Annotated in this window: 19 protein-coding genes and 2 pseudogenes; 5 read left to right on the top strand and 16 right to left on the bottom strand. The window is 70.4% G+C overall.

Annotation, left to right across the window (positions count from 1 at the left end):
* Positions 1 to 5: 5 nt before the first annotated feature.
* The 3 genes and pseudogenes from ABD264_RS06660 to ABD264_RS06650 all read right to left on the bottom strand — a co-directional run bounded on the left by ABD264_RS06660 (position 6) and on the right by ABD264_RS06650 (position 1,684).
* The gene (locus ABD264_RS06660; protein ID WP_344205166.1) at positions 6 to 608 is read right to left on the bottom strand and encodes a DNA-3-methyladenine glycosylase I; all 603 of its coding nucleotides are present in this window, start codon (positions 606 to 608) and stop codon (positions 6 to 8) included.
* Between the two features lie 66 nt (positions 609 to 674).
* Positions 675 to 1,121: pseudogene (locus tag ABD264_RS06655) on the bottom strand (GNAT family N-acetyltransferase); the annotation flags it as partial.
* Positions 1,118 to 1,684 carry a hypothetical protein gene (locus tag ABD264_RS06650; RefSeq protein ID WP_144940953.1) on the bottom strand — a complete coding sequence of 189 codons (567 nt, stop codon included), beginning with the start codon at positions 1,682 to 1,684 and terminating at the stop codon, positions 1,118 to 1,120. The pseudogene ABD264_RS06655 and the gene ABD264_RS06650, both read right to left, overlap by 4 nt.
* Positions 1,685 to 1,772: 88 nt before the next feature.
* Here ABD264_RS06650 and ABD264_RS06645 point away from each other — a divergent pair, with 88 nt between their 5' ends.
* Positions 1,773 to 2,447 carry an HAD family hydrolase gene (locus tag ABD264_RS06645; RefSeq protein WP_144940957.1) on the top strand — a complete coding sequence of 225 codons (675 nt, stop codon included), beginning with the start codon at positions 1,773 to 1,775 and terminating at the stop codon, positions 2,445 to 2,447.
* A 169-nt stretch (positions 2,448 to 2,616) separates the two neighbouring features.
* Positions 2,617 to 3,267, top strand: coding sequence for an HAD family hydrolase (locus ABD264_RS06640; protein ID WP_144940961.1), 651 nt, complete (start codon positions 2,617 to 2,619; stop codon positions 3,265 to 3,267).
* A gap of 222 nt (positions 3,268 to 3,489) precedes the next feature.
* Here ABD264_RS06640 and ABD264_RS06635 read toward each other — a convergent pair whose 3' ends face one another.
* The 4 genes and pseudogenes from ABD264_RS06635 to ABD264_RS06620 all read right to left on the bottom strand — a co-directional run bounded on the left by ABD264_RS06635 (position 3,490) and on the right by ABD264_RS06620 (position 7,787).
* Complete coding sequence (locus ABD264_RS06635; protein ID WP_144940964.1) at positions 3,490 to 5,079, bottom strand: DEAD/DEAH box helicase; 1,590 nt, start codon at positions 5,077 to 5,079, stop codon at positions 3,490 to 3,492.
* Between the two features lie 180 nt (positions 5,080 to 5,259).
* Positions 5,260 to 6,008: pseudogene (locus ABD264_RS06630) on the bottom strand (SDR family NAD(P)-dependent oxidoreductase).
* A gap of 187 nt (positions 6,009 to 6,195) precedes the next feature.
* Positions 6,196 to 7,008, bottom strand: coding sequence for an SDR family NAD(P)-dependent oxidoreductase (locus ABD264_RS06625; RefSeq protein ID WP_344205069.1), 813 nt, complete (start codon positions 7,006 to 7,008; stop codon positions 6,196 to 6,198).
* Positions 7,005 to 7,787, bottom strand: coding sequence for a type 1 glutamine amidotransferase domain-containing protein (locus ABD264_RS06620; protein ID WP_344205067.1), 783 nt, complete (start codon positions 7,785 to 7,787; stop codon positions 7,005 to 7,007). Before ABD264_RS06620 ends, ABD264_RS06625 begins: the two co-directional genes overlap by 4 nt.
* Before the next feature lie 212 nt (positions 7,788 to 7,999).
* Between ABD264_RS06620 and ABD264_RS06615 the strand changes: the two genes are divergently transcribed.
* A complete protein-coding gene (locus ABD264_RS06615; protein WP_144940972.1) occupies positions 8,000 to 8,395 on the top strand; it encodes a hypothetical protein in 396 nt (131 codons plus the stop codon).
* A gap of 149 nt (positions 8,396 to 8,544) precedes the next feature.
* Positions 8,545 to 10,077, top strand: coding sequence for an alanine/glycine:cation symporter family protein (locus ABD264_RS06610; RefSeq protein ID WP_344205064.1), 1,533 nt, complete (start codon positions 8,545 to 8,547; stop codon positions 10,075 to 10,077).
* Positions 10,078 to 10,238: 161 nt separating this feature from the next.
* Here ABD264_RS06610 and ABD264_RS06605 read toward each other — a convergent pair whose 3' ends face one another.
* The 4 genes from ABD264_RS06605 to ABD264_RS06590 form a co-directional block, all read right to left on the bottom strand.
* Positions 10,239 to 11,111, bottom strand: coding sequence for a D-hexose-6-phosphate mutarotase (locus ABD264_RS06605; RefSeq protein ID WP_144940977.1), 873 nt, complete (start codon positions 11,109 to 11,111; stop codon positions 10,239 to 10,241).
* 176 nt (positions 11,112 to 11,287) lie between these two features.
* Positions 11,288 to 12,748 carry an amino acid permease gene (locus tag ABD264_RS06600; protein ID WP_344205062.1) on the bottom strand — a complete coding sequence of 487 codons (1,461 nt, stop codon included), beginning with the start codon at positions 12,746 to 12,748 and terminating at the stop codon, positions 11,288 to 11,290.
* A gap of 141 nt (positions 12,749 to 12,889) precedes the next feature.
* Positions 12,890 to 14,356 carry an alanine/glycine:cation symporter family protein gene (locus ABD264_RS06595; RefSeq protein WP_145010104.1) on the bottom strand — a complete coding sequence of 489 codons (1,467 nt, stop codon included), beginning with the start codon at positions 14,354 to 14,356 and terminating at the stop codon, positions 12,890 to 12,892.
* A 247-nt stretch (positions 14,357 to 14,603) separates the two neighbouring features.
* Positions 14,604 to 15,854 (bottom strand): multidrug effflux MFS transporter, encoded by a 1,251-nt coding sequence (locus ABD264_RS06590; RefSeq protein WP_290499207.1) that lies wholly within the window; start codon positions 15,852 to 15,854, stop codon positions 14,604 to 14,606.
* Positions 15,855 to 16,000: 146 nt separating this feature from the next.
* Between ABD264_RS06590 and trmB the strand changes: the two genes are divergently transcribed.
* Positions 16,001 to 16,951, top strand: a complete 951-nt coding sequence (gene trmB, locus ABD264_RS06585) for a tRNA (guanosine(46)-N7)-methyltransferase TrmB (RefSeq protein WP_238694045.1) — start codon at positions 16,001 to 16,003, stop codon at positions 16,949 to 16,951.
* A gap of 35 nt (positions 16,952 to 16,986) precedes the next feature.
* On the opposite strand, the gene ABD264_RS06580 is transcribed toward trmB, so the two are convergent.
* The 5 genes from ABD264_RS06580 to ABD264_RS06560 all read right to left on the bottom strand — a co-directional run bounded on the left by ABD264_RS06580 (position 16,987) and on the right by ABD264_RS06560 (position 21,452).
* Complete coding sequence (locus ABD264_RS06580) at positions 16,987 to 18,738, bottom strand: BCCT family transporter (RefSeq protein WP_344205057.1); 1,752 nt, start codon at positions 18,736 to 18,738, stop codon at positions 16,987 to 16,989.
* A gap of 26 nt (positions 18,739 to 18,764) precedes the next feature.
* Complete coding sequence (locus ABD264_RS06575; protein ID WP_313960143.1) at positions 18,765 to 19,046, bottom strand: hypothetical protein; 282 nt, start codon at positions 19,044 to 19,046, stop codon at positions 18,765 to 18,767.
* 141 nt (positions 19,047 to 19,187) lie between these two features.
* On the bottom strand, positions 19,188 to 19,697 hold the full coding sequence (locus tag ABD264_RS06570) for a heat shock protein transcriptional repressor HspR (RefSeq protein ID WP_144941587.1): 510 nt from the start codon (positions 19,695 to 19,697) through the stop codon (positions 19,188 to 19,190).
* Position 19,698: 1 nt separating this feature from the next.
* A complete protein-coding gene (locus ABD264_RS06565; protein WP_144940988.1) occupies positions 19,699 to 20,724 on the bottom strand; it encodes a DnaJ C-terminal domain-containing protein in 1,026 nt (341 codons plus the stop codon).
* An 83-nt stretch (positions 20,725 to 20,807) separates the two neighbouring features.
* Positions 20,808 to 21,452, bottom strand: a complete 645-nt coding sequence (locus ABD264_RS06560; RefSeq protein ID WP_425554296.1) for a nucleotide exchange factor GrpE — start codon at positions 21,450 to 21,452, stop codon at positions 20,808 to 20,810.
* Between the last annotated feature and the right edge of the window lies 1 nt (position 21,453).

The following is a 21,453-nucleotide window of genomic DNA, read 5'->3' as shown; positions in this document are numbered from 1 at the left end:
CCGCCTCACGTCCACTCACCCGAGCTGCCGCGCCGGTGGCTGCCCACCAGGTGCGTGTCCACCATGCCGATCGCCTCCATGAGCGCGTACATGGTGGTGGGCCCCACGAATGCGAACCCGCGTCGCTTCAGCTCCTTTGACAGCGCGGTGCTCCGCTCGGAGACGGTGGGGACCTCCGCGAAGCGCACCGGCTCGGGCGTCTCCTCCGGGCGGAAGGACCACACGAGGTCCACGAGGCCCTCCTGCTCGCGCAGCGCCACCGTGGCCCGCGCGTTGGTGACTGCGGCGCGGATCTTGCGCTCGTTGCGGATGATCCGCACGTCACCCATGAGCCGCTGCACGTCAGCCTCGCCCATCGCGGCCACGGCGTCCGGGTCGAAGTCGTGGAAGACCTCGCGGAACGCCGGCCGCTTGGCGAGCACCGTGCGCCACGAGAGCCCGGACTGGAAGCCCTCGAGCACGATCCGCTCGTACAGCCCCGCCTCGTCCCGCACGGGCATGCCCCACTCGTGGTCGTAGTACTCGCGCAGCAGGGGGTCGCCAGCGGCCCAGAGGGGGCGCGCCAGACCGTCCTCGCCCACCACCAGGTCCGGATTCTCCGCCGCCAGCTCGAAGAGCTCGCACTCGGCGTCGTAGTAGGCGCGGGTGCGGCCCCGGTGCGTCATCCCCAGCCGTCGGCAGACCGCCTGCGAAGCAGTGTTGTCGGGATGGGTCACCGCGACCACCCGGTCGAGGCCCGCGGTGAACGCGTGGTCGAGCACGGTGCGCGCCGCCTCGGTGGCCCAGCCGCGACCCCACGCGTCCGGGTGCAGGTGCCACCCGACCTCGACGTCATGCGCGGTGTCCGTGCCTGAGTCCGGGATGGGTTTGAGCAGCACGGTGCCGAGAGGAGAACCATCCGGCTCGCACACCGCCCACACGCCGAGCACCGGATCCGTGTCCCAGGCGGCCTGCCACCCGGCGATCTTCTCCCTCGCCGCCTCGAGCGTGGTGGTGCGCGCGGTGCCGTTCCCGAGGAAGCGCTGCACCGCCTCGCGCGAGTAGAGGTCGCGGACGAACGCGGCGTCGTCGGCGTCGTAGGTCCGCAGCAGAAGCCGCGCGGAGCGCAGGGGCACCGTCATGACCGGGGGCCCGACCATTGCTGCTGCTCCCGCTCCAGCCGGTCCAGGCGCTCGTCCTCGGTGAGCGGATCCCCGCGCAGACGACGGGCCGTGACACGCTGCTCCGTGACGGCCAGCAGCACGAGGGCCACGGCGAGCGCCACGGTCAGCACTCCGAAGATGTTGACGAAGCCGTAACCGAGCTCCAGGAACTCGGCCCCGGCCACGTGGGTGAACAGGGAGCGCATCCCCTCGGGAGTGGCGTCCGGGAGGAAGAACCCGAAGCACGCGGTGACGACCCACGCCGCTGCAGCGGTGGCCATGGTCCGGCGGGTCACGGAGCGGGAGGGGTGGTCCAGGCTGTCCCGGCGGAAGAGCGCGGCGGCCACCACGTGCAGCGCGAGCACGGGCAGGGCGATCGCCAGGGCGTAGACCGGTGCGAGGCTGCCCAGCAGCCCGGCCAGGCCCCGCCCGAAGCCGACCCACAGTGCCAGCGCGGCGGCCACGACCACCATGACCACGGGGAAGCTGCGGGCGAGAGCCGAACCGGGTCTCGCGGGGAGGATCGGGGCCGGGGAGCTCATGGCCCCCATGATAGGTGTCCTCCGGATGGTGGCCGGTGGCAGGTGGCGGGTGCCGGGCCGTGTCGGAGCGGGGACGTAACCTGGGCCCATGTGCACCTCACAGTTCCCCCGGGCCGTCCTCTTCGACCACGACGGCACCCTTGTGGACACCGAGCCGCTGTGGGAACGGGGCAAGCAGCGGATCACGGCCGCGCACGGCGGGAAGTGGTCCGAGAAGGACACCCGGGACACCCTGGGGATGCCGCTGTCTCACACCATCCGCCGCCTCGGGGAACTGGGAGTTCCCGGCAGCCAGGAGGAGATCCAGCGTGAGTTCCACGGGATCCTCCGGGAGGTCCTGGCCGAGGACACGCCCACGTTCATCCCGGGGATCGAGCCCCTGCTCCACGAGCTGGACCGGGCCGGGATCCCCGCCGCGATCGTCACCAACGCCACCTCGGAGGTGGCCCGTCACACCGCCGGCCGCGCCCCGGACAACCTGTTCCGGGTGGTCATCGGGGACGAGGAGGTGGCCCAGGGCGTCACCCCCAAGCCGGATCCGGACGCCTACCTCGAGGCTGCACGCCGCCTGGGGGTCGCGCCCGAGGACTGCGTGGTCGTGGAGGACTCCCCCTCCGGAGCAGCCGCCGGCGTGGCCGCGGGCATGGCGACCGTGGTTGTCCCCGGTGAGCAGGCTGTGGAACCGGGGCCGCGGATCGTTCACGTGCCCGAGCACGCGAGCCTCACACTGGACTTCCTGCGCTCGCTCGCGCCACGGGACTGAGCTGCGCTCTGAGCCGACACATGCTGGGACGGGCCGAGCAGCCCCCGGTTCCTGACCTCCTCGGAGCTGGGCCCTCCGGCCGCGAACCCCACGGCACCGTGCCTTCACGGGTTCCAACGGCGCCCGCCTGGTTCCGTTCTTCTCCGTCGTTCCCTGCCGAAAGGTGACCATGACCTACCCCCGAGCAGTCCTCTTCGACCACGACGGCACGCTCGTCGACACCGAGCCGCACTGGGCTGCCGCCAAGCGCCACGTGGCCGGCACCCACCAGCAGAGCTGGGACACCGAGGACGACCACGCCACCCTGGGCGGTACGGTGCAGGACGCCGCCCGGCTCATGGTCGAGCGCGGCGCCACCGACTCAGTGGAAGAGATCACCCGGCAGCTGGCGGAGCACGTGATCGGCAGCGTGGACCACGAGATCCCGTTCCTGCCGGGCATCCCCTCCCTGCTGCGCGAGCTGAAGGAAGCGGGGATTCCCGCGGCGATCGTGACCAACGCGCTCGGCTCCGTCGCCCGGACCACCTCAGCGGGCGCCCCGGACGTCCTCACCCGGATCGTCTCGCACGACGACGTGTCCCGCGCCAAGCCGGACCCGGAGCCCTACCTCGCGGGCGCTCGCCTGCTTGGCGTCCCCCCGCGCGACTGCGTGGCCGTGGAGGACTCCGAGCCGGGTGTGGAGAGCGCCGTGGCCGCGGGCATGACCGTGGTGGTGGTCCCGGGAGACAAGCCCGTTCCCGAGGGACCGCACCGTGTGTTCGTCAGTTCCCACGAGGACGTCACGCTCGACTTCCTGCGCTCGCTCACCCCGCCGGCCTGAGCCCCTGGGCGGGTGCCGACTCCCGAGGCGGCCACACCGCCGGTGGGCGAGACCACGGTGATTCGGCCGCACGAACACGGCACCTGAGCGGTTCGACACCTTTGGAGCGGCCCCCGGTACGACGAGCCCCCGGCCCGCGCAATGCGGACCGGGGGTTCGGTGGTTCAGGGGGCAGCACCCACCGCGCGGTCACGCGGGCGGGGCAGCCTCCCGGGACTGGACTCAGCGCGAGGGCTGACCCGAGCGGTTGTTCTGCCGACGACGCTGCGCCGCCGCCGTGGCGCGGTCCGGCACCTGGCCGACGCCGCCGCGCTGCGACGAGCCCACGCGGGCGCCCCGCGGGGAGGACGTGCGCGCCGAACCGGACCCGGCGGCGTCGCCGCCCTGACCGCGGCGCGACGTCGAACGCCCGCCGCGGGAGGATCGCCCGGAGTCCGAACGCTCGGAACGGCCGCCGCCCTGGCCCTGGCCGCGCCCCTGGTTCTGGCGCTGGCCGGAGCCCTGGCCACCGCGCTTGGAACCATTGCGGCCGGAACCACCGCGCTGGCCGCCGGAACGGCCACCGGAGCGACCGCCCGAACGGTTGCCGTCACCGGACTGCGTGGCTGCCGGGGCCGCCTGGGGAGCGACGCGCTCGGCGCGCTCGCCCACGAGCTCCTTCACGACCTCGGAGTTGGGGCCGACCTCGTCCACCTGCGGAGTGACACCCGCCTTCTTCATGAGCTTGTTGACGTCCGAGCGCTCCTCGGTGGTCGCGATCGTGATGACCGAACCTGAGGCACCGGCGCGGGCGGTGCGGCCCGAGCGGTGCAGGTAGGACTTGTGCTCGGCGGGCGGGTCGATGTGCACGACCAGCTCGACGTCGTCAACGTGCACGCCGCGCGCGGCGACGTCCGTGGCCACGAGCACGCGCACGTCGCCGTCCGAGAACGCGCCGAGGTTGCGGTCGCGCGCGCCCTGCGAGAGGTTGCCCTGCAGGTCCACGGCGGGGATGCCGGCCTGGCTGAGCTTCTTGGCCATCTTCTTGGCGCGGTACTTGGTGCGCGTGAACATCATTCGACGGCCCGTACCGGAGGCCAGCGCCTCGATGAGTGCCTGCTTGTCGTCCGCGTGGGTGACCAGGACCTGGTGGTCCATGGTGGTCACCGCAGCCTGGGCGTTGTCCGCCGAGTGCAGGACCGGATCCTTCAGGAACTTCTTGACCAGCACGTCCACGCCATTGTCCAGCGTGGCGGAGAACAGCAGACGCTGCGAGCCCTTGGGGGTCTTGGCGAGGATCCGGGTGACCACGGGCAGGAAGCCCATGTCCGCCATGTGGTCCGCCTCGTCCAGAACGGTGACCTGGATGTCGTCGAGCGTCAGCAGGCCCTGCTTGATGAGATCCTCGAGACGGCCGGGGCAGGCCACCACGATGTCCACGCCGTCCGCGAGCGCCTTCTCCTGGCGCTTCTGGGAGACACCGCCGAAGATCACGGTGGTGTTCAGCCCGGCGGCCTTCGCCAGCGGGGCCACGGTGCGGTCGATCTGGGTGGCGAGCTCCCGGGTGGGGGCCAGCACCAGCCCCGTGGGCCGGTGGGCACGACGCCGCGTCCGGGCAGTACCCGGGGCCAGTCCGGCCAGGCGGGTCACGAGCGGCAGAGCGAACGCCACCGTCTTGCCGGAGCCCGTGCGACCGCGGCCGAGCACGTCACGGCCGGCGAGGGAATCGGGGAGAGTCTTCTCTTGGATGGGGAAAGCTTCCGTGATGCCCACGCGGGCGAGGTCAGCGGAGAGCGCCTCGGGCACACCGAGGTCTTCGAAAGAATGAGACAAGGAACGTCTTTCAGGGTTGGTCCGCGCGAAACGATTTCGCGCGCACGCGCCGTGAGTCGGGCGCGAACTGCGCGCCTCGGACCGGCGCGCCTCTACCCCGCAATATGTACGGGGGAACCGGTCCAGTCTACACCTCCTGCCCGGTGGACCCCACCAGGGGGCGGCCCTCGTCTCAGCGCCTCACACCGCGGCGTACCCGCCGTCCACCAGGTAGTACCCTCCCGTGATGAACGAGGCCTGGTCCGAGAGCAGGAAAGCGGTCAGCTGCGCAACCTCTTCCGCCGTGCCGAGGCGGCCCATGGGGTGCTTGGCAATCAGGCCCGCGAGGACCTGCGGGGGCACGCTGCGCAGCAGCGGGGTGTCGATGTACGCCGGGCCCACCGCGTTGACCCGGACCCCGCGCTGGGCGTAGTCCACACCTGTCTGGTGAGGCCCATGAGGCCGTGCTTCGCCGCGGTGTAGGCGCTGTGGCCGAAAGTGGTGGCCACCGTGGAGTGGATGGAGCCGATGTTGACGACTGCTCCTCCCCCGTACTGCTCGATCACCGGCAGCTGGGCGTGCATCCCGTAGGCCACCCCGTTGAGGTCGATCGCCACGGTGCGCTCCCACGCGTCCAGGTCCGTCTCCCCGAGGGCCTCCATCTGGCCGCCCACACCGGCGTTGTTGACCGCGTAGTGCAGCCCGCCGTAGGTCTGCACGGCGAAGTCCACGGCGGCCACGGCGTCGGACCTGCTGGCGACATCCTGACGGATTCCCGCGGCGTCACCCCCGGCCGCCATGATGGCCTGCACCACGTTGTCGATGCCCGTGGGGTCGATGTCCGTGACCACCAGCTTTGCGCCGCGGCGTGCGAGGTCCTTGGCGACCGCCTCCCCGATTCCGGAGGCACCTCCGGTGACCAGTGCTACACGGGACGTGAACTCTGACATGGCATCTCCTGGGCGTGGGGCGGTTCGTGAACACGTTCAGTCTCGCGTGTGGTGCAGCTCACCTCCAGGAGTCGCGGAAATGAGTCTCGTGGAAACGAGTCAGCGGGGCCGCCCCGGTCCGGTGTCCGTGGCGACCCCATCGGGGACCCCGCGCGGTGAACCCGCGCCGCCCCCCCCGCGGGTCCTCTCAGTGGGTCCCGTGCAAGGGCGTAGGCCTGCTGTCCTTCGCGAAGCGCCGGGCCTTGACCCGCTCGGGCAGCACCCTGTTGAGCGGCGCGGCCCGGCGCGTGGCGAGGTTGCCGCCGACCATGTGGTCCCTGTCCGCGAACAGCGCCTCGACACCCTGTCGGGCGACCTGCGAGGGGTCGTTCTTCCACTCGTTGGACCCGAAGACCGTGTTGTCCATCCCCGCCGTGTGGTGGAAGCCGGTGGCCGTGGCACCCGGCAGCAGCGCCGTCACGACCACCCCGTACTCCTTCATCTCCTCTCGCAACCCCTGGGCGAACGCGTAGGTGAACGCCCGCGTTGGCCCGTAGATGGACTCGTACGGCGTGGGGGTCAGTGCGGAGAGCGAGGCCGTGATGAGGATCCGCCCGGAACGCTGCCGTGCCATCGTCTGCACGACGTGCTTGGCCAGGCGCACCTGTCCGGTGACGTTGAGGTCCAGCATGCGCAGCTCGTCCTCGAGATCCGTGTCCACGAAGGACCCACCCAGGGACTTCCCGGCGTTGAGCACGGCGACGTCGAGGTGCCGGCCAAGCGACTCGACCTGGTCCCAGACGTGCTCCACCCCCTCGGCGGTACTGAGGTCCGCGCGCACGGAGACCACCGTGCCCACCGGGGTCGCGGCGTCCGCAGCCTTCTCGAGCTCGCTCTGCAGGGTGCCGATCCGCCCGCTCGCACCCACACCCACGATGTCGTAGCCGCGGGCGCTGAGCTGGGCGGCGATCTCGAACCCGATGCCGGAGGAGGCCCCGGTGACCAGCGCGAGAGGCCTCACTCCCGCTCGTCCTCGCCCTCGGCCTTCCCGGCGTCGTGCTCCTCGCGCAGCGCCTGCGCCGCCTGCTCCTCCTCGGCCTTCTGCCCGCGCACCACCTCGGTGAGCAGCTTGGTCATCTCCTTGGCCACGCCGGCCGCGGACTGGGGGTTCTGGCCCGTGACGAGACGCTCGTCCACCTGGACGTTCTCCTCCCAGTTCTCCGCCGCCTTGACGGTGGCGCCCTGCTCCTCGAGCCGGTCCTGGAGCAGGTAGGGCACGGTGTGCCGCTTGCCCACGGCCTCCTCCTCCGCGTTGGTGAACGCGGCCACCTTGCGCCCGGACAGCAGACGCACCCCGTTGGACAGCTCCACGTCCACCAGCCCGGAGGGGCCGTGGCACACGGCACCGACGATGCCACCGGCGTCGTAGACCGCGGCCACGAGCTTCTGCAGGGCCGCGCTGCCCGTGAAGTCCCACATGGTGCCGTGCCCGCCCACGAGGTACACGGCGTCGTACTGCGCAGGGTCCACCACGGAGACCTTCGGGGTGTTGTAGAGGGAGGCCTTCGCGGTCTCGTCCTGGGTGAACTCCACCTGCACCGGGTCCTCCTCCTGGACCTCGTCCCGCGGGGGCCGCCCGCCCTCGATGGAGGCGAAGTCCACGAAGTACCCCGCATCCCGGAACACCTTCCACGGGTGCGACGCCTCGGTCACGTTGTAACCGGTGGGCTCGCCCGTCTCGCCCAGCGTGTCCTGGCTCGTGAGCACCAGCAGGATCTTCTTCATGGTGGTGATGTCCATGACTTCCCTTCTCGAACGGGTCGTGCGGGCGCGGCGCCCGCCGTGTGCCACCACCCTAGGTAGGGCCCCGCCGGGGTGCGCGAGCCGTTCGCTCACGGCATGGGGCGCCAGGGAGGGGTTCAAAACGGGCCGCTGTTAGCATGAGCATCGATCCTCGGCGGGCACCTCGGGCCTCTGCCCGACCCCGCTCCACCCCGATGAAAGGTTCACCCATGCGCATCTCCAACGCCATCCTCCGCGGCGTCTCAGGCGCCTACCTGCTGCAGTCCGGCTACGGCAAGCTCGGCATGGACGCCCAGGCGGCCGAGGGCCTCAAGCAGTTCGCCGCCACCGGCGTCCCCCAGTTCGCCGAGTGGGACTCCAAGACCTTCGCCACGTTCATCGCCGGCAGCGAGCTGGCCGTGGGCGCCGCGCTGGTCACCCCGTTCGTCTCCAAGCGCCTCGCCGGCGCGGGGCTGCTCGCGTTCAGCGCCGGGCTGCTGACCATGTACTTCCGCAACTCGGAGATGACCAAGGACGACGGCATCCGCCCCTCCGAGCAGGGCATCTCGCTGTCCAAGGACTTCTTCTTGGCCGCCATCGGTGCGGGCCTGATGGTCCAGAAGTAGCCTCCCCACGCCCTAACGACGGCGACGCCGCAGTGGTGACCACTGCGGCGTCGCCGTATGTCAGGGGGCGGGAGCGAACCCCGTCCCCCGCCGCCCCTGTGCGCTAGGTTGGACAGCACCGCACGTCCGGCTCTCACGAAAGCTCCCCCATGGACACGCTGCAGAACACCCTGGACTTCGTCCGCGACCTCGTCTGGGGGCCCTGGCTCCTGCTGCCCCTGCTCTTCGGCACCGGTGTCTTCCTCACCATCCGGCTGCGCGGCATCCAGTTCCGGCTGTTCACCAAGGCCATGAGCCTGGGCTTCGGGCGCCGCTCCCGGGGCACCGGGGAGAAGGGGGACATCACCTCGTTCGCCGCGATGTCCACCGCGCTGGCCGCCACCGTGGGCACGGGCAACATCGTGGGCGTGGCCGCGGCGATCTCCGTGGGCGGACCCGGGGCCCTGTTCTGGATGTGGCTCACCGCGCTGGTGGGCATGGCGTCCAAGTATGCGGAGTGCTTCCTGGGCGTGCGCTTCCGCACGAGGGATACTGCCGGGCAGCTCACGGGCGGCCCGCAGGTCTACCTGGCGCGCGGGATCCCCAACAAGTTCGGGCGCTTCCTCTCCGTGATGTTCGCAGTGTGCTGCGTTGTGGCCACGTTCGGGATCGGCAACATGACCCAGGGCAACGCGATCGCCTCGAACCTGGAGCACTCCTTCAACGTCCCACCGCTCCTGACGGCCGCCGTCCTGGCCGTGGGCACGGGCGTCGCCCTGCTGGGCGGCATCCAGTCCATCGCGAAGGTCACCACCTACCTGGTGCCCCTGATGATCGTGCTCTACATCGGCTCCGGGCTCTACATCATCGGCGTGAACTACCGGGGCATCCCCGAAGCCCTGCGCCTGATCTTCGAGGGCGCCTTCACCCCCATGGGAGCGACCGGCGGCTTCGTGGGCTCCACCGTGCTGATGGCCATCCAGATGGGCGCGGCGCGCTCCCTGTTCTCCAACGAGTCCGGCATGGGCACCGCATCCATCGCGGCCTCGATCGCCCAGACCAGCCACCCCGTGCGACAGGGCCTGGTGTCCATGACCCAGACCTTCGTGGACACCCTGGTGGTCATCTCCATCACGGGCTTCGTGATCCTCTCCACGGGCGTGTGGAGCGGCACGGACACGGCCACCATGACCTCGGTGGCGTTCTCCACCGGCCTGCCCGGCTCCTGGGGCGGCACGATCGTGACCATCTGCCTGGTGCTGCTGGGCTACTCCACGGTGCTCGGCTGGGCCTACTACGGCGAGCGCAACGTAGAGCGCCTGGCCGGTGCCCGGGCGGCGATCGTCTACCGCGTGGTCTTCTCGATCGCAGCCGGCCTGGGCGCGCTGGCGCCGCTGACCCTCGTGTGGACGTTCTCGGACATCATGAACGGATTCATGGCCATCCCCAACCTGATCGGCCTGGTCCTGCTCTCCGGTCTGGTGGTGCGCGAGACGAACCTCTACCTGAAGCACGACCCCAAGTTCAACGCCACCGCGCAGGAGGTGGACAACTTCATGGGCACCCGCCCCGGCGCCCTGGACGCCCAGATCCACCACACAGTGGACCTCACCTCCCCGAAGCCCGCCCTCTCGGAGACGGGCTCGGCGCCCGCACCGCGTTCCGACGCCGACACTGCAGCTGGGCCCCGCGCGAGCGCCTGACAGTTCCGGGGGTCGCTCGCAGGCGGTTCCACGGGTCGCCCGCAGCGGAAGGGCCCAACTCTGCAGTGCGGCGTCGCCCGCCACGAGCGGTCCGGATGCGCGGTGACCGCGAGTCGGCAGGCACGGGGTCCGCAACCCCGCGCCCGCCCGAGCCGGGCGGTTCAGCCCTGCGGGGCGGCGTCGTCCTCGGCGAGCGGCTCCACCTCGATGCTCTGAACGAGCACGTGGGACTCGCCGGCGGCCAGCCGCACGGGCGATCCCATCACGTTGCCTGCCTCGACGCACAGCATCCGCTGCCACTCGTCGTCCGCGAAGTCGGACATGCCCACGGCCTTGTCCTGCCAGGGGTTCCAGACCACGGTGCTGTCCGAGCCCTCCTTGGAGACCACGAGCGTGCGCCCGAGGGCCGGGTCCAGAACCCGGACCTCGCCGCGGTGGGCGAAGACGGCGTCGGTCTCACCCGTGATCGTGAGGTCCCCAGACTGGGTGCGCTGCTCACCTGTGACCTTGTCGTGGTAGGTCACGCCGTCGAGCCCGTGGACCCGCACGCGGGTGGCATCGCCCACGCTGAGGTAGGTGTGCAGGGCCTCCTCGATCTCGAAGGTCTCGTCGCCGGTGTTGGTGACGCGCAGGTCCAGGCACAGTGCTGAACCGACGGTCATGCGCAGGGTGGCGGAGAACTCGTACGGGAAGGACTCGCGCAGCTGCTCGGAGACGTCCTGCGGCGTGAGGGAGAAGCTCGCGAACGCGTTGCCGGCGTCGTCCTGGCCCTGCTCGTCCAGGTGCCACTCGGTGATCCGGGCGAAGCCGTGGGCGGGGGTCATCTCACCGGTGCGACCGGGACCGAACCACGGGAAGCACACGGGCACGCCGCCGCGGATCGCACGCCCGGTCTCGGTGGCGGCGCGGGAGGAGACCCACAGGACGGGCTCGTGGCCCCCCGGGGCCCAGGACATCGCGTGGGCACCGTAGCTCAGCACGGATCCCTCGCCGTGCGGCGCGGTCAGGGTCAGGGGTTCGGGCAGTCGTGTCATGCCCCCACCATAGGCGGGGGCACGGCCCGTGGGCAGGAGCCCGGGACGCTGGTCCGGAACGGTGGTCCGACGAGCGGGCGCGCAAGGGGACGCCCGAGTCCTCGGCCGGGGCGACGTCGCCCACTCGGCTGGGGCGGCGACGTCTCCTCGGCGGGGACGGCCCCTCGAGGGGCGGTTCAGCCCTCCGAGTGCTCGTTCTCCACGGGGCGTTCCATCTCCTTCTTGAACCACGCGAACGCCTGGCGGTGGGACTCGGTGCGGCGCACGAAGACCCACGCGACGCCCAGCAGTCCGAGCCACACGGGCAGTGCAACGAGGCTCGTTTCCGTCTCCGGTTCGAGGCTCAGCGCCCACACCACGAACGCGAAGAACAGCAGCACGGCGATGCACGCCACCACACCACCCGGCATCTTGTACTCGGAGGAGCGGTGGCGCTCCGGAAACTTGTGGCGGTAGCGCATGTAGGAGACCAGGATCATGGACCACACGAACATGAACAGCAGCGAGGCCACCGAGGTGATGAGGGTGAACGCCTCCATGATCGAGTCCCCGGCGTAGAGCACGGGGATGGTCAGCAGCAGCACAAGGGCGGTGACGTAGAGGGCCCGCACCGGAACACCCACCTTGTTCAGTCCGGTGAACAGCCGCGGTGCGCTGCCCTCCGCCGCGAGGCCGAAGAGCATGCGCGAGGTGGAGAAGACACCGGAGTTCGAGGAGGACATCGCGGAGGTCAGCACCACGAAGTTCACCACGGAGGCCGCGCCAGCCAGCCCGGCCAGCGCGAACATGGCCACGAACGGGGACTGCTCCGGATCGATCGCCCGCCACGGCATGACCACCAGGATGGCCAGCAGGGAGCCCACGTAGAAGATGAGGATGCGCACGGGCACCGAGTTGATCGCGCGCGGCAGGGTCTTGCGGGGATCGCGCGCCTCGGCGGCGGTGGTGCCGACGAGCTCCACACCCACGAACGCGAAGACCGCGATCTGGAACCCCGCGACCACACCCATGGCGCCGTGCGGGAACCACCCGCCGTCGTTCCACAGGTTCGCAATCTGCGCCACGTGGCCGTCTGGGGACGTGAAGTGCGTCAGCGCCATGACCACACCCGTGACGATCAGCGCCAGGATGGCCACAATCTTGATGAGCGCGAACCAGAACTCCATCTCCCCGAAGTTCTTCACGCTCACCGCGTTGAGCAGGAAGACCACGGCGAGCACCACCACCGTGGGCAGCCACAGTGGGACCGAGGGCCACCAGAACTGCATGTAGCCGGTGATGGCCACGAGCTCCGCGATCGCTGTCACGATCCAGCAGAACCAGTAGGACCAGCCCACGAAGAACCCGGCCCACGGCCCGATCAGGTCAGCCGCGAAGTCCGCGAACGTCTTGTAGTGCAGGTTGGACAGAAGCAGCTCCCCCATGGCCCGCATCATGAAGTAGAGGAAGAACCCGATCACCATGTAGACGAAGACCACCGAGGGCCCCGCCAGGGAGATGGTGCGCCCGGAGCCCATGAACAGGCCGGTGCCGATGGCGCCGCCGATCGCAATGAGCTGGATGTGCCGGTTGCTCAGACCCCGCGGGGGCCCGGAGTGGGCGTGGGGCGGGGACACGGCGGAGGAGCTGTTGGTCATGTGTGCTGAGATTACACCTCCGAACTCCCGTCCCCGTGGTGTGGCGCACACGGGCGCTGCCCGCCTTCCCGGGAGCGGGGAGGCGGGCAGCGGGGCCTGCGGACCGGGCAGGGGACGACGTCGCGCCGTCCGGACCGCAGGTCAGGGCGTGCGGGGTGCCCCCGCTCGTTCCGGGGCCACGTAGCTGTCGATCGCGCCGGGGCGGCCCTCCATGAAGCCGTCCACCTGCACCTTGCCGGCCCGCAGCTGGGGGTCGTTGCGCAGGTAGTGCTTGGTCTCCCGCGCCACCAGGCCCGAGAGGATGAGCAGGCCGATCAGGTTGGGGATCGCCATGAGCCCGTTCATCAGGTCCGCGAAGGACCACACGATGGCCAGGGGCACGCTGCAGCCCACGAACACGATGACCGAGAAGAACACGCGGTAGGGCATCACCGAAGCGCGGCCGAAGAGCCGCTCCATGCAGCGCTCGCCGTAGTAGGCCCAGCCCAGGATGGTGGAGTACGCGAAGAGCACCAGGCCGAGCGTCACGATCAGGTGGCCCCAGCCGCCGGGCAGGCCGTGGCTGAACGCGTCACCGGTCATGGTGGCGGCGAAGTCCTTGCCCTGCTCCCACACGCCGGTGGTCACGATGACCAGGCCCGTGCAGGTGACCACGATGATCGTGTCGATGAACGTCTGGGTCATGGACACCAGGCCCTGGCGCACGGGGTGCGTGGTCTGGGCTGCGGCCGCGGCGATGGCTGCCGAGCCCATGCCGGACTCGTTGGAGAAGATGCCTCGGGCCACGCCCATCTGAACCACGACGATGATCGCCGAGCCGGCGAAGCCGCCCACGGCGGAGTGGCCGGTGAACGCCGAGGCGAAGATGGTGCCGAACGCGGCGGGCACGGCCTCGATGTTCACGACCAGGATGAACAGGGCGCCCAGCACGTAGAAGACGATCATCACGGGCACGAGACCCGCGGTGACCTTGCCGATGGACTTGATGCCGCCCACGAGCACGAGCAGTGTGAGCACGGCCAGCACGAGGCCGGTGATCCACACGGGCACGCCGAACGAGGACTCCATGTTCGCGGAGATCGAGTTGCCCTGGGTCATGTTGCCGATGCCGAAGGAGGCCAGCACTGCGGCGACCGCGAAGAACAGGGACAGGAACTTGCCGAAGCCGTTGGGAATGCCGCGGAACAGGTAGTACTGGGGTCCGCCGGAGATCTCACCCTTGGCGTCCCGGGTGCGGAAGCGCACGCCCAGGAACGCCTCCGAGTACTTGGACGCCATGCCCAGCACACCGGTGACCCACATCCAGAACAGCGCGCCGGGCCCGCCGATGGACAGCGCGGTGGCCACGCCCACGATGTTACCGGTGCCCACCGTGGCCGCGAGCGCCGTGGTCAGGGCCTGGAACTGGGAGACGTCACCGCCGGGGGCGTCGTGGTCCTTGCGCTCGAACAGCGCGAGCCGCAGCGCGGGGATCAGCTTGGTGAGCTGCAGTCCCGCGAGCCGGATGGTCAGGTAGATGCCCGTACCCAGCAGCAGGGGGATCAGCAGGAACGGTCCCCAGACGAACCCGTCCAGGGTGTCGAGGATGGATTGCAGCGCGTCGAGCATGGAAGTCTCCCTCGGTCGTGTGGGGGCCGGAAGCGGTGAATTTCCCGCGGGAACCGTCACCATTTCGGAAAGTGAACCACACCACGGACCCTGCCCGGGGACTCTGCGCTTCATTGCGGGCCATGTCGCGCGGCGGGTGCGGCCGACGACGTCGTCGGGCTCGCGTCGTCGGCCGGGGCCAGCGCGGCGCCGTCGCGCAGAACTGGGGCTGCCCGGCGTCGTGCCGGACGCGGGTGCCGCGCCGCGTTCAGGCACCGCTCTGCGCGTGGTGGGAGTTCGCCAGCCGCACAGTCACCACGGAGACCGCCGCGCACACCGCCATGCACACCGCCATGGGGACGGCGCTGCCCTCCCCCGCGAGCCCCGTCAGGGGCGTGACGATCCCTGCCATCACGAACTGGCCCATGCCCACGACCGCCGAGCCGGTCCCGGAGAGCTTCTTGTGCTGGGCGCGCTGCTGCGCCAGGGCCACGGCGTTGCCCAGCACGAAGCCCATGCATGCCTGGGCCAGGAAGATCAGCACCAGGGTGACCGTGCCCAGGACACCCAGCAGCACGAGCACCACGTTCAGAACCGCGAACACTGTCAGACCCACCACGCCCACCAGCAGCAGGGACTCAGAGGACCGGCTTCCCACGAGCTTGGTGTTGACCACGCCCGTGGCGATGGACCCGCACGCGTTGAGCGCGAAGATCGCGGAGTACGCCAGCGCGCTGTAGCCCAGCACGTTCTGGATCACGAACGAGGACGCGGAGATGTAGGAGAACAGGGCGCCGAAGGCGAACGCGAAGCTCAGCGCGTAGCGGCGGAACACGCGGTCGCGGAGCACCTCCTCGGCATTGCGGAAGATCCGTCCCAGCCCGCCGCCCGAGCGCGCCTCGCGCGGCAGCGTCTCCGGGATGACGAACACGGAGCACGCGAGCATGACCACGCCGAAGCCGGTGAGCACCCAGAACACCACACGCCAGTCCGCCACGGTGGCGATCACCCCGCCGGCCAGCGGTGCAACCACGGGTGCGAGGGACGTGATGAGCGAGAGCACCGAGTAGAGCTGGGCGGCGCGGTGGCCACGGGCGATGTCCGAGACCACCGCGCGGGCGATCACCACCCCGGCCGCGCCCGCGACGCCCTGGACGAACCGCAGGGCCAGCACCACGCGGATGTCCGTGGTGAAGATGATGACCACCGAGGAGAGAAGAAACAGTGCCGTGCCCGCGACCATGAGCTTGTGGCGCCCCAGGACGTCCGAGAGCGGGCCGAGCACGAACTGCCCGATCGCCATGCCCACCATGTAGGCGGTGAGGCTCAGCTGAACCATGCTGGCCGTGGTGTCGAACCACTGGGACATCTCCGGCATGGACGCCAGGTACATGTCCGTGGCCATGGGGCTCACGGCGGAGAGGACGCCCAGCGCGCCCACGAACACCACTCGGTCCAGGCGCGGGTTCAACCCCAGTCTGCTGCGAACTGGCTCGGGTGCTTCGGAGCTCTGGGACATGCGGGATCTCCTGGGCGCGCGACGACGCGGCAACGGGGGTGGGATGCCCCCATGCTAGTCGCACGCGCGGTGGCGGATCGTGGGGGTCCGCGCGCAGGCCCGCGGGATCCGCCACACCTCGCGCGCCCCACCTAGGATGTTCCACGATGGAATCCAGCGACCGCACCCCACAGCACCCCGTCCCCGAACGCCCTGTCTCCGAACGCTCCGAGCACGACGCCGCCCTTCCGGGTGCTGGTGCCGAGCGCACCCCCGCGGGCCCCACCTCCGGCGGCCCCGCGGCCGCTGCAGGACAGGCCCCCGGCGCCGAGCAGGGAACCGGGGCGGGTGAGACCCCGGCGGCGGCAGCGCCGTCGAACCCGGCGTTCCACCGCCAGCCCTACTCCTTCGTGCGCCGCGGGGACCGGCTGTCCCCCAAGCGCCAGAAGGCGTGGGACGAGCACGCGGGCGAATGGGTCCTGGAGATCCCGCGCGTCATGACCGACACCTCCGTGGACCCCTCCTACCGCCTGGACCACGAGGCAGCCTTTGGGCGGGTGGCGCCGCTCGTGGTGGAGATCGGCTCGGGGCTCGGCGAGGCGATCGTGGCCCACGCCGCCGCGCACCCGGAGCTCGACCACCTGGCCGTGGAGGTCTACAAGCCCGGGATCGCGGACCTGCTCATGAAGGCGGCACAGGCCGGAGTCACCAACGTGCGCGTGGCCCAGGCCAACGCCCCGGAGGTCCTGGAGCACATGCTCGAGCCCGGCTCCGTGCACGAGCTGTGGGTGTTCTTCCCGGACCCCTGGCACAAGACCCGCCACCACAAGCGCCGGCTGGTCTCCCCCGCCTTCGCCGAGCTCGCCGCCCGCGTCCTGGAGCCGGGCGGGATCTGGCACCTGGCCACGGACTGGCAGGAGTACGCCGTGGTGATGCGCGAGGTCCTCGACGCCGCGGCTGCAGACTTCGAGAACCTCCACCCGGGCCCTCTCGCGGACGACGAGCACCCGGACACCGGCTGGGCACCCCGCTGGGAGGGCAGGATCCTCACGAGCTTCGAGCGCAAGGCCACCGAGGCCGGTCGCGTGCCGCGGGACCTGGCCTACCGGCGTCGCTGACGGCGACCGGCCCCGGGTTCGCTCCCGCCCGGGGCCTACCGCCGTCCGCTCCCCGCCGAATCCCCAGCATGGCCCTGCGAGGGCTCCCCTGTGTCATCGTGTCCCACCTCTTCCGGGACCCCCGTGAACTCGCCCGTCTCGTAGTCGTAGTCCACGGGGTTGCCGTCCTCGTCCGTGCGCTGGTACCAGTCGGTGACCTCCGGCGCGGAGGAGTCGAAGTCCGCGCCCGTGGCCCACTTGCTGTCCGGGGCGTGCTCCACGGCGAACGTGAAGTCGTCGCCGTACTCGTCGATCCCGTGGCGCACGGACTTGTCCACCGCCCAGCGCGAGTACTGCTCGCGGATGATCATCGGGTCCCGCCGCAGGTCCTTGTGCAGGGCCACGGCCATCGCGAACATGATGAGCGTGAACGGCAGGGCGGTGATCGTGATGAGGTTCTGCAGCCCGGTCAGCGCGTTCTGCCCGCCGATCAGCAGCATCACCACGGCGATCCCGGCCATGCACAGGCCCCAGAACACCGTCACCCGCCGCTTGGGGTTGGGGTTGCCCCGCTGGGACATCTGCGAGGTCACCACGGAGGCCGAGTCCGCGGTGGTCACGAAGAAGACCGCGAGCATGACCACCACCACACCCGCCATGATCCCGGCGCCCGGCAGCCCGTCCAGGACGGTGAAGAAGATCTCCTCCGGCGGGGGCAGGGTGTCCACCGTGTTGTCCGGGGCGATCGCGCGGGTCTGCAGCTGCTGCCAGATGGCGGTGCCGCCCAGCACGGTGAAGGCCATGACCACGATGGTCGAGGGGATGAACAGCACCCCCAGCACGAACTGGCGGATGGTACGCCCCCGGGAGATCTTGGCCACGAAGATCCCCACGAACGGCGCCCAGGAGACCCACCAGGCCCAGTAGAACGTGGTCCAGGTGGAGAGGAACTTCTGCATCTGCGGACCGTCGGACAGGGACGCCGAGAGCATGTCCGGCAGCTCGGCGAAGTACGTGACGATCACCGCGGGCACGTAGTTGAGCAGGAACGCCGTGGGCCCCAGGACGAAGAAGAACAGCGCGAGGCCGATGGCCAGCACCATGTTGATGTTGGACAGCCACCGGATGCCCTTGGCCACCCCGGAGACTGCGGAGGCGATGAACCCGGCTGTCAGTACCGAGATGATGGTGAGCGCACCGGCGTTGCCCGTGGACCCCATGCCCGTGAAGATGTCCACCCCGCGGCTGATCTGCAGTGCACCGATGCCCAGCGCGGCCGCCGTGCCGAACAGGGTGGCCAGGATCGCGAGGATGTCGATGACCCGCCCCACCACGTTGTCCGTGCGCCCCTGCCGGAAGAACGGCGCGAACACGGAGCTCATGAGCGGAACCCGGCCGCGCCGGTAGGAGGTGTAGCCCACCGCCACGCCCACGAGACCGTAGATGGCCCACGCGTTGAGCCCCCAGTGCAGGGCGGCCTGCGCGGAGGCCTTCTTCATGGCCTTCATGGTCCCTGGCTCCGCGGAGCCAGGGCGCGGTGAGAGGAAGTAGGTCATCGGCTCGAACGGGCCGAAGAAGATGATGCCGATCCCGATCCCCGCGGCGAACAGCATGGCCGCCCACGACGCTGTGGAGTATGCGGGGGTGTCCCCGTCGAGGCCGAGGGGGATTCTGCCGTAGTGCGAGAACGCGAGGTACAGCAGGTAGACCAGCAGTCCGATCGCCAGCAGGTTGAAGGACCAGCCCATGTTCAGCATGGCCCAGTTCAGTGCAGCCCCGGACGCCGCGGTCAGCGAGTCCGTGTCCACGAGACCCCACACGATGAACCCGACGATCAGGCCGCCGGGGCCACGCCCACCACCAGCTTGTCCACGCCGTAGCGGACCCTCTGGTCCTCCACCGAGACGCCGGGCACCACGGCCGGGTGGATGTTGTGGGGGTAGCTGATCTCGGAGAGGAAGGACTTCGCGCCGCGCACCCCGCGCTGAGCCACCGGCTCCCGGCGGGCCTGTCCGGAGCGGCTCCCGGCGGGTCTTTGGGCGGCGGAGGGTTCGTGGGCGGCGGAGGGTCCGTGCGCTGCAGCGCGTTTCTCGTGGGGTGGGCGGGATTCTGACACGGACGGCTCCTGGGATCGGGGCGGGGCCTTCCCAGGGTATGTCCCCGCCCGTGTCCCCGCGCACACCCGGGTGCCCCCCCCCCGGACGACCACGGTCCCCGCACCGTCCGGAGACAGTGCGGGGACCGTGGTGGCGGGTTCTCAGCCCGGGCCGCTGCCCCGGGCCGAACGCCGTGGGGCGCCCGACGCCGCCGTGGCGGGTTCCCGGTCCGCGGTGCCGCCGGACCGCGCCGGGCGGTAGAGCATCAGCGCCTGGGAGACCTTGCGGGGGGCGCGGCGTCCCCCGCGGGCAATGCGCACCACCTCCCCGCCGGAGCCCGCGATGAAGATCTTCTCCCGCTCGCTGCGGGCCTGGCGCTCGTTCTCCAGCTCCTCCGAGAGCTCGGTGACGCGCGACTGCAGCGCCTGCACCTGGTTCTCCAGCTGCATGATCCGCTTGATCCCCTCGAGGGACACGCCCGCCTGGGAGAGCTCCTGGATCTGGCGCAGCTTCTGCACGTCCAGCTGCGAGTAGCGCCGTGCCCGCCCGGAGGCCCGCGACGGCGTCACAAGCCCCAGGCGGTCGTACTGGCGCAGGGTCTGCGGGTGCATGTCCGCGAGCTCGGCCGCCACCGAGATCACGAACCCGGGCTTCGTGAAGTCCACCGCCATCTCAGACGGCCGCTTGCGCACCCAGGTCCGCACGCGGGTCGAAGTCCTCCGTGGCGGCGGCGAAGTCCTCGAGTGCCTGCCGTGCGGCGTCGTTGATCGTGGCGGGCAGCACGATCTGCACGGTGACGATCATGTTCCCGGTGCTGGACCCGGACGTGAAACCCTTGCCCTTGACGCGCATCCGGCGCCCCGAGGAGGTGCCGGCGGGAACCTTCACGTTCACGTGGCCCCCGTCCAAGGTGGGGACCTGGACGGTCGCGCCGAGACCCGCCTCCGCCACGGAGACCGGAACGGTGACGTGCACGTCCTGGCCCTCGCGGGTGAAGAACGGGTGCTCCTTGACCTTGACGGTCACGAAGAGGTCCCCGTTGCCGCCCGGGCCGGTGTGGCCCTTGCCCGCGATCTTCAGCCGCTGACCGTCCTTGACGCCCTTGGGCACGCGCACCGTGGTGGTCTGGCCGTTGCCTCGGCGCAGCTTCACCGTGGTGCCGTTGTACGCCGAGCGCAGCGGGATGGTGGTGGTCGTGTGGATGTCCTCGCCCTTGGCGGGCGGGGCCTGGTAGCCGCTGAAGCCACCCTGAGCGCCGAACCCGGACTGGCCGCCGAAGCCGCCGCCCTGGCCCCCGCCGAACTGGGCGAAGATGTCCTCGAAACCCCCGCCACCGCCGCTGGAGGTGGTGTAGCGCCGTCGGCCACCACCGCCGTTGAAGATGTCTCCGAAGATGTCCTCGAAGCCCGCTCCGCCGGCGCCGCCGGCACCCTCCGGACCGCCGGCCGTGAAGCGCGCGCCGGAGCCCATGGCCCGGATCGCGTCGTACTGCTCACGCTCCTCGGGGTCCGAGAGCACCGAGTTCGCCTCGGTGATGTCCTTGAACCGTTTCTCCGCAGCCGCATCCCCGGGGTTCTGGTCCGGGTGGTACTTACGGGCCAGCTTGCGGTACGCCTTCTTGACGTCAGCTTGGGATGCGTCCTTGGAGACGCCCAGGACGCTGTAGAAGTCCTTGTCAATCCAGTCCTGACTGGCCATGACGCCTCCTTTCTCTTCGATGTGCTGTGATACGGCTCGGGGCGGGTCCCGTCATGTGGACCCGCCCCGAGTTCACGGTGTCGCTACGGCTGCGTCGCCACGGCCACCTGGGCCGCTCGGACGACCTTGTTGCCCACCTTGAAGCCCGAGCGCAGCACCATGGACACATGATCCGGTGCCACGTCCTGGGTGGGCTGCTGCAGAACGGCCTCGTGGATGTTCGGGTCGAACACCTCACCCACCTCGCCGATCCGCGTGAGCCCCTTCTTGGTGAGGGCCTCCTCGAGCTTCGCGGCGATCGCCGCGAACGGGCCCTCCTCGAGGTCCCCCGCCTTGCGGGCGGCGTCGACGTCGTCGAGGACCGGCAGCAGCGCGGCAACCATCTCGCCGGACACGAAGTCCCGCAACTGGTCCTTCTCACGCACGGTGCGGTTCCTGAAGTTCACGAACTCCGCCTGCAGCCGGCGGAGGTCCTCCAACCGCTCGTCCGCGAGCTTCTGCGCCCCAGAGCCCTGGGCCTCCGATCCGCCCGCCGGGGCGGCGTCGCCCTGGAGCGACGCCGCGTCCGCGGCCCCGGCGTCCTGGGACTGGGGGGTGTCGAGGATGTCGTCCACGGTCAGCCCCTCCTGTCCCTGTGCGCCGTCGGCCTGCTGGGCGTGCTCAGCCGAGTGGTCCGGGTCCTGCGGCACGGACTGGCCGTTGCCCGTCGGGTTCTCGGAATCGCTCATG

This window comes from Kocuria salsicia (assembly GCF_039532055.1).
Classification (GTDB): Bacteria; Actinomycetota; Actinomycetes; order Actinomycetales; family Micrococcaceae; genus Kocuria; species Kocuria salsicia.
This window is presented reverse-complemented; position numbering and strand designations above follow the sequence as displayed.